The organism is Pseudomonas sp. IT-347P (assembly GCF_949768005.1).
Classification (GTDB): domain Bacteria; phylum Pseudomonadota; class Gammaproteobacteria; order Pseudomonadales; family Pseudomonadaceae; genus Aquipseudomonas.
In genome coordinates this window covers 37,710-50,461 of sequence record NZ_CATKPQ010000007.1, presented here as the reverse complement: position 1 = coordinate 50,461, position 12,752 = coordinate 37,710, and the positions used below count along the sequence as shown (strand labels likewise).

Sequence of the window (12,752 nt, the reverse complement as noted above, 5' to 3'; positions counted from 1 at the left end):
TAGAACCCTCACCCTTTCCAATGCGGTGGCGCCTGCCATTGATTCGGTGAAGGACTCCGCAGGGGTAGACATTCCGAACAATGGACTCACATCCGATACCACCATCACATTGAGCGGCACCGCCAACCCGGGCGAGGAATTGGAGATTTTCAACCACACCGAGAGCAGGGGCCCTGCCACCGCCGATCCATCGACAGGCATCTGGAACAAACAGCTCACCAACCTGACTCCGGCGGACTACAGTTTTACAGTAAAAAGACGGGATGGTTCGGGGCAACCGTCCGCTCCATGGGCGCTAAGGGTTGTGCAAGCGTTGATTATCGATACGACACCTATCCAGATAACCGGCCACAATTACCTCGCCACAGGCGGACTGATAGATAAATTAGTCCGAATCGACCCGCCTCCCTCCGACACATTCAAGGACTGGTACCCTACGAGCGGTACCCCACCTTACACCTTCACCTCCGGCAATGATCAAATCGCGGTGGTGAATTCGGCCGGCAGAATCACTGGGACCGGGAATGGCGAAACAACAATAACGGTTACTGACGCCGACAACCGGACAGCCTCCGTCAAAGTAACGATTAGCAACATCACCTGGTTGATTGAAAATCCCATCACCATGTATCCCACTCAGGCAGTTCAATGGGCCCAATCTATAGGAGCAACGCCAACATCCCCACAAGATGTTCCCTACCTCAATTCCATATTCCCCCAACAGATTCAAAAAACAGATCGTTTGCACTGGCATGCTGGTGGCCCGCCGCCAGGGTACCCCCTGACTACATTGATGGTGATGCAAAAACCGGATGGATGGAGCACAAAAGAAACAGACATGGGGGCTATCTACAAGATACATACCCTAGTCACCAAGAAAACTCGTCCTTAGCAAATACAAGGGTCCAGTGAGTTAGTACGGAAAACATAAGTCCATCTCAAAGACCTCCTTCACTGGAGGTCTTTTAAGGCTCGCTTTTACGACCCATTTAGAGACGGATTTATTTAAACAGAGATTAAACGGGGCCAGACCACGGTTTCCGTTTTTTAGACTAAAAGGTCGCAGCCTTCGGCAACACAGATAACTGTGTAGAAGTTACCGTGACTAATTTTGGCACGGATTTATTTAATCAGTCTTGAAATACTAAAAGACCGCAGCCATCGGCAGCTCCTACAGGGATTTACGTCTCCTGGAGTTGCCGATAGCTGCGATCTTTTGTTTTTTAAACGATGAGTTTAAAGGACACCTGCAGATACGGTAGCAGGGCTACAAATCCTTGCGCCATTGCCTACAGCTACGCCAGAATCCGCCGGCTTGTGCGCTTTGAGGGCGGGTTCTATTGTGGATCGGTCGCTGATTGTTCAGTGATCGGGTTTAGCAGCCCGGATTTTCTCTAGACGCACAATGTCCGTTGCCGTTATGGCGGCTTTGCGTGGGGCACTTCGGTGCGCCGGGTTCTAGAGTCCTGGTCTGCTAACCCGCGTATAGCCGCCACCTTCTTCGTTAGCAGCGAACGGTGGCAGCTTCACTACTCTAGAGGCTTCACCGATGATCAAACCAACACCCAACCCACCCGAAACCGACCCCACCTCCCCCTACGAATCCCTCGATTCAAAAAAACTCCACGAAGCCGCCGACCGCGCCCTCGATCACTACCTCTGCCCACCCGGCGCCACCCCTCCGCCCCGCAAAACCCGTCGAATGTACGCCGTCACCGCAGACTTCAAAAACGAGGAACTGCTGGCCGATGCCAGCGAAACACTCGCTTCAGCCAGAACCATCGCCCATGACTTCGCTCATCTTGTACCCGCGTCGCAACGCAGGACGCTGTTGGGGATCGCGCAGCTGATCATGCTTGGGGAACTGGCGGTGAATCGGGTGATGGATAGCCTGGAATTGCCGCAGTAACGAGGATCTCATGACAAGCCTTGAATGAGGCGGTGTGGCTGCTGACGCCTTCGCGGGCAAGCCCGCTCCCACAGGGGATTTCTGTCGGTCACACGGCTGCGTTTACAGCGCCAGATGTGTGGGAGCGAGCCTGCTCGCGAAGGCGGTGGGTCAGTCAGTGAGATGTCGACTGAAAAAACGTCTTCGCGAGCAGGCTCGCTTCCACACTGGCTCGCGGTCGTGCTGAACAGCAACTGGCGGAAGGCAGCCGGAGTCGAACCTGCCCGGGAACGGATGCCGTCCCCAACCGGGTTTGAAGCCCGGCCGCGCCACCGGGCGCGATTGCCTTCCTTGAACTCATGGTGCGTCGGCGTGGGCCAGCGCGTTGTCGGGGCGGATCTGGCGGGATTCGCCGAGGCGTCGGGTCAGGCCGACGCGGTCGAAATATTCGAGGTACTGAATACAGCGTTTGCGTCCCAAGCCTAGCGCATCGCGGAAGCTTGTCACCTGGATCTGCGGATTTTCCCTGGCGAGTTTGAGCAGCACGTCGGCCATTTGGCGCAATTGAACATCACTCAAAAACAGATCGCGCACCACTTGATGCATCAGACCGAGCCGCGCCAGTTTGCGCAGTAGCAGGCGCACGACGGCGTCGTCCTGCCCCAGCACTTTGGCCACGTCACGCACCCACGGCGGATCGAATCCTGCGTTTTCAAACAGCGGCTGCACCTGCTGCCACAGGCTTTCGTCCTCGGCATTCAATCGCACCTGATGATCCGGCAGGTGCAGCCATGGCCCGCTCGCCTGAATCGATCCGGCCGCCAGCAACTCATCCAGCAGACTGACAAACGTCGAACGCTCCAGCGCCAGACCACTGAAGCGGCGCAGGCGATCGCGATCCGGGCCCATCTGGTCGGGTTCCAGTTCATGAAAGTGTGCGAGTTGCTCCAGCAGGGTGAACTTCAATTGCGCCCAGCGCTGCACGTTGAACAGGACCGGGCCTTGCCGGGTGTCGATCATCCGCACGTTGGCCGCCAACGCCCAAGTCGAGCGCGGGCGATTGAACTGACGCTCCAGGCGCAGCGGGTCGAGGCCGCCAGCGCTGTAGTTGAGCAGCACAGGCAAGACCTGTTCGAACTCGTCGGCCGAGACCAACGCGCGCAGCTGCGCCAGGCGTTCCGGACTACGACGTTGTCGCGTCGGGGCGAACGGGTCGAGGACCTGGCCGCCACCCAAGGTACGTTGCGCGCTCGGGTCGCGCAGGATCAGCCGATCACCCTTCACCGCGTGCACCGGCGCATTGATCAGCAATTGCGCGAACATGCGCTCGCCGGGACTCAAGCGTGGGCCTTCGAGCAAGGCTACCCGGGCGATGACGTCCTGTGTGCCGAGGTGCACGTGCACCGGGTGAAAGTGTTCAAAGGTGCGTTCGCCGGGCAATAAATGAAAGTCGATGTCGACCCGTTGCGTCGGGGCGTGCAGCCATTCGCTCAGCAGCCACTGGCCGCGATGGATCTGCGCCAGTTCGAGGCGTTCACCGCTCAGGTTCAACGCCACTCGCTGCCCGGCGAAGGCCTGTTCGGCGGCTTGATTCTGTGCGTGCAGGCCGCGCACTCGCACGGTTTTCGCGGAAGGTCCGAGGCTGAGTTTGTCGCCGACGGCCACCGCGCCCGACAACGCCGTCCCGGTCACGACGATCCCCGCGCCGGCGACGCTGAAGGCGCGGTCGATGGCCAGGCGAAAACCACCTTCGCGACTGCGCGCCAATACTTCACGTTGCGTCTGCACTAACGTCTCGCGCAGTTCATCAACGCCCTGCCCGGTCACGCTCGACACAAGCACGATCGGCGCTTCGGCAAACGGCCCGGCCTCAAGCAGATCCAGCACCTGCCGCTGAACCTCTTCCACCCTGCCCGCTCCGGCCCGGTCGCATTTGCTGATCGCCACCAGCGCGCGGGGAATGCCAAGCAATTCGACAATCGCCAGATGCTCGCGGGTCTGCGGCATCACGCCGTCGTCTGCGGCAACCACCAGCAACACCAAGTCGATGCCCTGCGCGCCGGCAAGCATGTTGTGGGTGAATTTCTCGTGGCCGGGCACATCGATAAACCCGGTCAACCCGGCGCCGGGTTCAAGTTCGGCGTAGAGATAACCCAGGTCGATGGTCATCCCGCGTTCACGTTCCTGCGGGCGGCGGTCGCCGGTTTGCCCGGTCAGCGCCTGCAACAGCGAGGTCTTGCCGTGGTCGATGTGCCCCGCGGTGCCGACGATCACGGATCGACCTGCAGGTGCGGCAATTGCCCGAGCCACGCCGGCTCATCGTCGAGCTGACGCAGATCCAGCCACAGCGCATCGTCGCCAATGCGCCCGAGCACCGGAATCGGCAACGCACGCAACGCCGCTTCCAGATTCAACAGGCAGCGCCCGCGCAAACGCTTCGACACTTGCGGGCGGCAACACAATGCTGCACTCGGCAAACGCGCGACCGGTTGGCTGCCGCTGCCGATCATGCCCAGGGCCTCGACTGCGCTGACCTGCCAAACCTCGCCCAATACTTCAGCAAACGCCGGTTGCAAGCGTGAAGCCTGGGCAAAAATATCGGCTTGCGGGCGGGTCAACAGGCGCAGGCTCGGCAGACGTTCAGCGAGGCGATCCGGATCGCGATACAAACCCAGCACCGCCTCCAACGCCGCCAAGGTCAACTTGTCCACGCGCAGCGCACGTTTCAACGGGTTCTTCTTGATCTTCGCGATCAGCTCTTTACGGCCGACGATCAACCCCGCCTGCGGGCCACCGAGTAATTTGTCGCCGCTGAACGTGACAATATCCGCGCCATCCAGCAGCGCCTGACGCACCGTCGGTTCGGCCGGCAAACCCCAGCGGGTCAGGTCCAACAGACTGCCGCTGCCCAGATCTTCCAGCAACGGCAAGCCATGCTGATGGGCCAACGCGGCCAGTTCAGCGGTCGGCACGCGGGCGGTAAAACCTTCGATGCTGTAGTTGCTCGCATGCACGCGCATGATCAAACCGCTGCGCGGGCTGATCGCCGCTTCGTAGTCGCGGGCATGGGTGCGATTGGTCGTGCCGACTTCATGCAGACGCACACCGGCGCGGGCCATGATGTCGGGAATGCGGAAGGCGCCGCCGATTTCGATCAGCTCGCCACGGGAAATGATGCCTTCCTTGCGCGCCCCCAGACTGTTGAGCGTCAGCAGCACGGCGGCGGCATTGTTGTTGACCACAGTGACGGCTTCGGCGCCGGTCAGTTCGCGGATCAGGCCTTCGATCAAATCATCGCGATCGCCGCGCTTGCCGCTGGCCAGATCGAATTCCAGATTGAGCGGATAACGCGCGGCCATTTGCACCGCGTCGATGGCTTCGTCCGGCAACAGAGCGCGACCGAGGTTGGTGTGCAGCACCGTACCGGTCAGGTTGAACACCCGGCGCACGTGGCTGCGTTGTTGCTGGGCCAGCCGTTCACTGACGCGGCCGGCGAGCACTTCGGGGCTGATTTCGGCGGCCGACAATTGCCCGTTCAACACGTCCGAACGCAGTTCATCCAGCAATTGACGCAGACTGGCCAGCAGAGACTCACGTCCGTGACGCTCAAGTAACGGCGCACTCGCTGGGTGACGCAACAAACCATCAATGGAAGGTAACCGCAGGGACATCAGCCACTCCTGGAAACAGATCGTTCGGCCAGAGTGTAGACCCTGCTGTCATTCGTCTCCCGGTGCCAGCAACAGATTCGGTGCCAGCCGTTGATAACCGTCCTGGGCCAGACGCATATCGAGCAGCAAACTGCTGAGATCCGCCGACAATGCCTCGGCATCGGCATCGTTCTCCAGATACACCAGTTTCAGATAGCTGTTACAACCCGGACAGACTTCAGCCCGCAACGGCGCCTGATTGGCGGCATGGCGATCGTCCTCAAGGCTCAGATAATCAAGGCCCTTGCTCGACTCGCAATACACGCACTTGACTCGCACCACGTGCCATTCGCAGGCACACAGCGAACACACCAGATAACGCAAACCGTTGTGCTTGCCGCGATGGCGAATGACCCCGGCCATGGCCGGTGAACCGCAGGCCGGGCATTGGCTGAGGCTGTCGCCGGGTTTGAGTTGCAGATTTGCCGCGCTGAGCAGCCAGTGACTCCACGCCACTTGCAGCGCGGCGCCGAGAAACGGCACCAGTTGCGCCGGCACCAGCGAATACTGGCCACTGACCAACGCCACGGCCCACGCGCGCAACTGGCCGGAACTGGCGGCGCGCATCGTGTCCACTGCGTCGACAACGGCAGGCTGTTCAACGGGCGCATAGCGTTTCAACAAGGCATCGAGATACCCCTGCCATGCGTCTTCGCGCACCAAGGTGTCGGCGGCAAATGGCGGCAAACCATGCTGCTGACAGGCTTCAATCCGCTGCTGATCGAACGGCGCCGTCAGCGGCGGATCGTCAAACACCTGCTGCTGCACCCGGCACAACCCGGCAATCAGCCGCAAATATTCAGACAGCGCATGCCCCTCGGCCAGTTGCTCCAGTCGAGAGGCCCGCAGTGCAAACAGATTCGAAGGCGGCAGATGCAGAAACGGCGGCGAACAGGCCGCCGCTTCGATTTCCCCAGGTTCAAGAATGGTTGGCAAACGTCAGCCCTTTTTGGTGATCGGTCGCTCCGGCACGTCGGGATGACGCTCATCGCGGGTTACCTCGCGATACCAGAGTTCATGGTGTTTCCTCGCCCAGGCGCGGCTCACCCAGCCATGCATCATCGCGTCCACCGAGCCCTTGATCCACAGCCCGGCGTAGATATGAATGATGATGCTCAGCACCAGAATGAACCCGGCCAGCGCATGCAACAGCATCGCCCAGCGGATCACGGTGATGCCGAAATACGCACTGAACCACGCACGCCAGATCACCAGCCCGGTGAACAGCAAACCGAGCATGCACAGCAGTAAAGTCCAGAACAGCAGTTTCTGCCCGGCGTTATATTTGCCTACCGGCGGCACGCTTTCCTCGTCGTTGACCATCACCCGATTGATGCGCCGCAGCCACCGCCGGTCATTGGCGATGAAGAAATTGCTGCGCCAGAAGCTGAACACCAGACCAAGGAACAACACGAACATGGCGATGCCCATGTACGGGTGCAGAATCCGCGTCCACGGCCCGCCGCCGAACAGGTGGGTCAACCAGAACAGCGACGGATGAAACAACGCCAGCCCGGACAGCCCGGCCATGAAAAACAGGATCGCCACCAACCAGTGATTGGTGCGCTGGTTGGCGCTGTAACGCAGGATCGTCTTGTTGCTCATGTCCGGTCCTCCCCGCGTGGATCGAAGGTGTGCACCGCCGGATCAACGACGTGCACCGAGGTATCGGGCGGCGTCGGATGTTCGTCCTCTTCGACGCGATTCGGGCCGATGCGCACGTAATGGAAGAACCCGGCCAGCACTGCCGCGCCCATGGCCAACAGGCCCAAAGGTTTGCTGATGCCCTTCCACAGGCCCACCAACGGGCTGATTGCCGGATCCTGCGGCAGGTTGGCGTAGATCGTCGGCGTATCCGCGTGGTGCAACACGTACATCACATGCGTGCCGCCAACACCGGCCGGGTCATACAGACCAGCGTTTTCAAAGCCACGGCTTTTCAGGTCGACGATGCGCTCGGCGGCATGTTCCTTCATGTCTTCCTTGGTGCCGAAAACGATGGCGCCGGTCGGGCAGGTTTTCACGCAGGCCGGTTCCAGCCCGACTGCCACGCGATCGGAACACAAGGTGCATTTGTAGGCCTTGTGATCCTTCTGCGAAATGCGCGGAATGTTGAACGGGCAACCGGTGATGCAATAACCGCAACCGATGCAGTGATCCTGATCGAAATCGACGATGCCATTGGCATGCTTGATGATTGCCCCGGGACTCGGGCACGCCGCCAGACAACCGGGTTCGGCGCAGTGCATGCAGCCGTCCTTGCGGATCAGCCATTCGAGGTTGCCGGCGTCGGTTTCATGCTCGGTGAAACGCATCAACGTCCAGGTTTCAGCGGTCAAATCCTGCGGGTTATCGTAGGTGCCGTGGTTGTGGCCGACCTCATCGCGCAGTTCGTTCCATTCCGAGCAGGCGACCTGACAGGCCTTGCAGCCGATGCATTTGGTGGTGTCGATCAGCTTGGCCACCGCCTCCTGATTCCTCACCGACGGCGGCACAGTCGTGGTGGCCGAGCGGGCAATGATGTCTTGGCTGGCCATTTACAGTTTCTCCACGTTGACCAGGAATGACTTGGATTCCGGGGTCTGGGTATTGCCATCGCCGAGGAACGGCACCAGGGTGTTGGTCAAGTAACCGTGACGCGTCAGGCCGGTGAACCCCCAATGCAGCGGGATACCGATCTGATGCACGACCTGGCCGTTGACCTGCAGCGGCCGGATCCTTTTCGTCACCACCGCCACCGCTTCGATAAACCCGCGTTTGCAACTGACACGCACCCGATCACCGGCGGCAATGCCCTTCTCTTTCGCCAACACTTCGCCGATTTCCACAAACTGCTCCGGTTGGGCAATCGCGTTCAACTTGCAGTGCTTGCTCCAGAAGTGGAAATGCTCGGTGAGCCGGTAACTGGTGCCGGCGTACGGGAAGTCCTTGGCCTCACCGAGGGTTTCCCAGACCGAGTCGAAGATCCGCGCCGCCGGATTGCTGGTGGCTTGCTTGTTTTGCGGGTGCAGCGGGTTGATGCCGATCGGCGTTTCGAACGGCTCGTAGTGCTCAGGGAATGGCCCTTCGTTCATCTTGTCGACGGCGAAGAACCGCGCCACGCCCTCGGGGTTCATGATGAACGGGTTCATCCCGGCTTCAGGCGGCACGTCGGCCTTGTAGTCCGGCACATCGGTGCCGCCCCAGGCCTTGCCGTTCCACCACACCAGGCGTTTTTTCGGATCCCACGGTTTGCCGGCGACGTCCGCCGAAGCGCGGTTGTAGAGAATCCGCCGGTTGGCCGGCCAGGCCCATGCCCAGCCTTGATGCTGATGCATGCCGAACGGGTCGGCGTTGTCGCGCCGGGCCATCTGATTGCCCGCCTCGGTCCAGCTGCCGGCGAAGATCCAGCAACCGGACGCGGTGCTGCCGTCATCCTTGAGCAAGCCAAACCCGGCCAGTTGCGCGCCGGCCTTGACCGCGACGCCGGTGGCATCGGTGAAATCGGCCACGGCACTGCCGTTGATTTCCTTGGCCAGTTCTTCCGGCGAAGGCTCGTCGGGGATCTTGTACGGCCACGTCAGTTTCAGCAGCGGATCGGGGAATTTGCCGCCCTCGGCCTGATAGCGCTTGCGCAGGCGCAGAAACAGTTCGGCCATGATGCGAATGTCGGTCTGCGCTTCGCCCGGGCCGTCGGCGCCTTTCCAATGCCATTGCAACCAGCGGCTGCTGTTGACCAGTGAACCGTCCTCTTCGGCAAAACAGGTGGTCGGCAGGCGAATGACTTCGGTCTGGATCTCGGCGCTTTTCACGTCGTTGTACGGCCCGACGTTTTGCCAGAACTCCGAGGTTTCGGTGGCCAGCGGGTCCATCACCACCAGCCATTTCAGCTTGGCCAACGCGCCCATCACGCGGTTCTTGTCCGGCAGCGCGGCGATCGGATTGAAGCCCTGGCAGAAGTAGCCGTTGACCTTGCCCTGGCTCATCAGGTCGAACATCTTCAGCACGTCATAGTTGGGGATGTCGAGTTTCGGCAAATGGTCGTAGCACCAATTGTTCTCGGCGGTGGCGTTGGCGCCGTACCACGACTTCATCAGGCTGACGTGGAATTTGCTGTAGTTCTGCCAGTAGGAAAGCTGCCCCGGTCTAAGCGGAACCTGCGTGCGTTTATGGATGAACTGACCGTAGTCCTGCTCGGCGTCGGTACCCAGCGTCAGGTAGCCCGGCAGCGCATTGGAGAGCAAGCCAAGGTCGGTCAGGCCCTGAATGTTCGAGTGACCGCGCAAGGCATTGACGCCGCCACCGGGCATGCCGACGTTGCCCAACAGCAGTTGCACCATCGCCGCGCTGCGGATGATCTGCGCGCCGATCGAGTGCTGGGTCCAGCCGAGAGCGTAGAGAATCGTCATGGTCTTGCCCGGAATCGAGCAGGTGGCGATCTCTTCCCAGATCTTCTGCATGGCGTCGACCGGCATGCCGCAGATCTGGCTGGCAAGGTCGATGGTGTAGCGGCTGTAATGCTGCTTCATCAGTTGATAGACGCAGCGCGGATCCTGCAGGGTCGGGTCGACTTTGGCGAAGCCGTCCTCGCCCAGCTCGTAACCCCAGCCGGATTTGTCGGTGTAGCTGCGCTTGGCGACGTCGTAACCGCTGAAGATGCCGTCTTCGAAGCCATAACCGGCTTTGACGATGAACGACACGTCGGTGTAATTACGCACGTATTCGTGCTGGATCTTGTCCTCGGTCAGCAGGTAATTGATCAGCCCGCCCATAAAGGCGATGTCGGTGCCGGTGCGAATTGGCGCGTAATAGTCGGCCACCGAAGCGGTCCGGGTAAAACGCGGATCGACAACGATCAGCCGCGCGGCGTTGTGCGCCTTGGCCTCGGTCACCCATTTGAAGCCGCACGGATGCGCTTCTGCTGCGTTGCCACCCATCACCAGGATCAGATTCGCGTTGGCGATATCGGTCCAGGTATTGGTCATGGCACCACGGCCGTACGTCGGGGCAAGACTTGCCACCGTCGGGCCGTGTCAGACACGCGCCTGGTTGTCGAACCCCAGCATGCCGAGACTGCGAATCACCTTCTGGGTGATGTAACCGGCTTCGTTGGACGCCGCCGATGCCGCGAGGAAACCGGTGGTCAGCCAGCGATTCACCGTTTGCCCGTTGGCATTTTTCTCGATGAAATTGGCGTCGCGGTCGGCTTTCATCAGGTCGACGATGCGGTCGAGCGCCTCGTCCCAACTGATCCTCGTCCATTCGCTGCTGCCGGGCTTGCGCGTTTGCGGGTAGAGCAAACGGCCCGGGCTGTGAATGAAGTCGAGCAGGCCTGCGCCTTTCGGGCAGAGGGTGCCGCGGTTGACCGGGTGGTCAGCGTCGCCCTCAATGTGAATGATGCTTTGCGCGACATTCTTCGCATCATCGCCCTGGCTGTACATGATCAACCCACAGCCGACCGAACAATACGGACAGGTGTTGCGGGTTTCATGGGTGTGGGCGAGCTTGAAGTGGCGCACCTGCTCGGCGAAGGCTGGCGTCGGGGCCATGCCCAACGCGCCCAGGCTAGAGCCTGCAAGGCCGATACCGGCGACCTTGAAGAATTGACGACGGCTGAGATCCATCGTGCACTCCTGATCAGGTGGAACCCGGTACTGGTGCCGGGTTTTAACTGGACAATCACGGTTGCGGCACACGTGCGCCGACTTTTTCACTGTAGACAATGACCTCACACTCTGTGTGAAAACCGACCGTCGGCGACAATCGGTCATACGCCGGGAAACCTGTGGGAGGGGGCTTGCTCCCGAATGCGCTGGGTCAGTCACATTGTTGTTTCTGACCCAGCGCATTCGGGAGCAAGCCCCCTCCCACAAGGTTTTGGGTGTTCCTGCAGGGTCATGGGTTTATCATGGCGCCCATGAACAACCCGCCTTCACGAGACCGCGCATGACTTTCGATTTTGATCAGGTATTCGACCGCCACAACACCGGCAGCACCAAGTGGAGCCGCTATCCGGCCGACGTGCTGCCGATGTGGGTCGCTGACATGGATTTCGCCGCGCCGCCTGCTGTGATCGAGGCGCTACAGCAACGCTTGCTGCATCCACTGGTGGGTTACAGCGTGGCCCAGGACAACTTGCGCGAAGCCATCGTCGCCGACCTCTGGAACAAGTTTTCCTGGAAGGTCAAACCGCAGGAGCTGATTTTCCTGCCGGGTGTCGAGTCAGGCTTCAACATGGCTTTGAAAGCGCTGGTGCAGCCGCAACAGAACGTCGTGGTGCAAGTGCCGAACTATCCGCCGCTGCGCCACGCACCGGGACATTGGGGTTTGAACAAGGTTGAACTGGAATTCGTTACGCAGGCTGATGGCACTTATGCCACGCCGCTGGACGTGCTGCGCGAATCGCTGAACGGTGGCGGCGCGCTGTTGCTGAGCAACCCGCACAACCCGATCGGCAAGGTGTTTGGCCGTGAAGAACTGCAAGCCGTGGCCGACATCTGCGCGGCACAGGACGCCTGGATCATCTCCGACGAAATCCACGCCGAGCTGTGCTTCGACGGTCGCGTGCACATTCCGACGGCGTCGCTGAGCGCAGAGATCGCCGAGCGCACCATCACCCTGATGTCGGCCAGCAAGGCCTACAACATCGCGGGCCTCAAGACCTCGTTCATGATCATCCAGAACACCGCCCTGCGCGAACGCGTCAACCACGCCCGTTGCGGCATGGTCGACAGCGTCAACCCGCTGGGCATGGAAGCCACCCGCGTGGCTTACAGCGAAGGTGGGCCGTGGTTGGCCGAACTGAAAACCTACCTGCAAGGCAACCGCGACTGGCTGGTTGAAGCGGTGCGCAGCCGCTTGCCCGGCATAAGTATCAATTTGCCGCAGGGCACCTATCTGGCGTGGCTGGATTGTTCGGCGCTGGATCTGGACAACCCGCAGCGGTTCTTCCTTGAACAGGCGAAAGTGGGCCTCAGTCCGGGTCTGGACTTCGGCGATCAACACCAGCAGTTCGTGCGCCTGAACTTTGGCTGCCCGCGCTCGTTGCTGGAAGAAGGCATCGCCCGCATGGAGCGCGCCCTGACTCAGCGCATTATCTGAAAACTCAGATGATCCCTTGTGGGAGCGGGCTTGCTCGCGAAAGCGGAGTGTCAGCCGACGTCAATGTTGCCTGA

Annotated in this window: 9 protein-coding genes and 1 tRNA gene; 3 read left to right on the top strand and 7 right to left on the bottom strand. The window is 60.6% G+C overall.

The window, feature by feature from the left end; all coding sequences use genetic code 11:
* Both ACM6IV_RS03585 and ACM6IV_RS03580 read left to right on the top strand, forming a co-directional pair.
* On the top strand, positions 1 to 892 hold an 892-nt coding region (locus tag ACM6IV_RS03585; RefSeq protein ID WP_414868755.1), incomplete at its 5' end, for an Ig-like domain-containing protein.
* A gap of 657 nt (positions 893 to 1,549) precedes the next feature.
* A complete protein-coding gene (locus ACM6IV_RS03580; protein ID WP_414868754.1) occupies positions 1,550 to 1,909 on the top strand; it encodes a DUF6124 family protein in 360 nt (119 codons plus the stop codon).
* A 234-nt stretch (positions 1,910 to 2,143) separates the two neighbouring features.
* Here ACM6IV_RS03580 and ACM6IV_RS03575 read toward each other — a convergent pair.
* The 7 genes from ACM6IV_RS03575 to fdnG form a co-directional block, all read right to left on the bottom strand.
* Positions 2,144 to 2,239, bottom strand: a tRNA-Sec gene (locus ACM6IV_RS03575).
* 6 nt (positions 2,240 to 2,245) lie between these two features.
* Complete coding sequence (selB, locus tag ACM6IV_RS03570; RefSeq protein ID WP_414868753.1) at positions 2,246 to 4,162, bottom strand: selenocysteine-specific translation elongation factor; 1,917 nt, start codon at positions 4,160 to 4,162, stop codon at positions 2,246 to 2,248.
* Positions 4,159 to 5,562, bottom strand: a complete 1,404-nt coding sequence (gene selA / locus ACM6IV_RS03565) for an L-seryl-tRNA(Sec) selenium transferase (RefSeq protein WP_414868756.1) — start codon at positions 5,560 to 5,562, stop codon at positions 4,159 to 4,161. The genes selB and selA overlap by 4 nt, the downstream gene beginning before the upstream one ends.
* Before the next feature lie 45 nt (positions 5,563 to 5,607).
* The gene (gene fdhE, locus ACM6IV_RS03560) at positions 5,608 to 6,534 is read right to left on the bottom strand and encodes a formate dehydrogenase accessory protein FdhE (protein WP_414868752.1); all 927 of its coding nucleotides are present in this window, start codon (positions 6,532 to 6,534) and stop codon (positions 5,608 to 5,610) included.
* Positions 6,535 to 6,537: 3 nt separating this feature from the next.
* The gene (locus ACM6IV_RS03555; protein WP_414868751.1) at positions 6,538 to 7,203 is read right to left on the bottom strand and encodes a formate dehydrogenase subunit gamma; all 666 of its coding nucleotides are present in this window, start codon (positions 7,201 to 7,203) and stop codon (positions 6,538 to 6,540) included.
* A complete protein-coding gene (gene fdxH / locus ACM6IV_RS03550; protein WP_414868750.1) occupies positions 7,200 to 8,135 on the bottom strand; it encodes a formate dehydrogenase subunit beta in 936 nt (311 codons plus the stop codon). The genes ACM6IV_RS03555 and fdxH overlap by 4 nt, the downstream gene beginning before the upstream one ends.
* Positions 8,136 to 11,201 carry a formate dehydrogenase-N subunit alpha gene (gene fdnG / locus ACM6IV_RS03545; protein WP_414868749.1) on the bottom strand — a complete coding sequence of 1,022 codons (3,066 nt, stop codon included), beginning with the start codon at positions 11,199 to 11,201 and terminating at the stop codon, positions 8,136 to 8,138.
* 322 nt (positions 11,202 to 11,523) lie between these two features.
* On the opposite strand from fdnG, the gene ACM6IV_RS03540 reads away from it, so the two are divergent.
* Positions 11,524 to 12,678 (top strand): MalY/PatB family protein, encoded by a 1,155-nt coding sequence (locus tag ACM6IV_RS03540; RefSeq protein ID WP_414868748.1) that lies wholly within the window; start codon positions 11,524 to 11,526, stop codon positions 12,676 to 12,678.
* Positions 12,679 to 12,752: the final 74 nt, after the last annotated feature.

Bases quoted from the DNA above. Each gene is read 5' to 3' on its own strand.
- ACM6IV_RS03580 (WP_414868754.1), top strand. From the start codon at position 1,550: ATGATCAAACCAACACCCAACCCACCCGAAACCGACCCCACCTCCCCC.
- ACM6IV_RS03555 (WP_414868751.1), bottom strand. From the start codon at position 7,203: ATGAGCAACAAGACGATCCTGCGTTACAGCGCCAACCAGCGCACCAAT.
- fdxH (WP_414868750.1), bottom strand. From the start codon at position 8,135: ATGGCCAGCCAAGACATCATTGCCCGCTCGGCCACCACGACTGTGCCG.
- ACM6IV_RS03540 (WP_414868748.1), top strand. From the start codon at position 11,524: ATGACTTTCGATTTTGATCAGGTATTCGACCGCCACAACACCGGCAGC.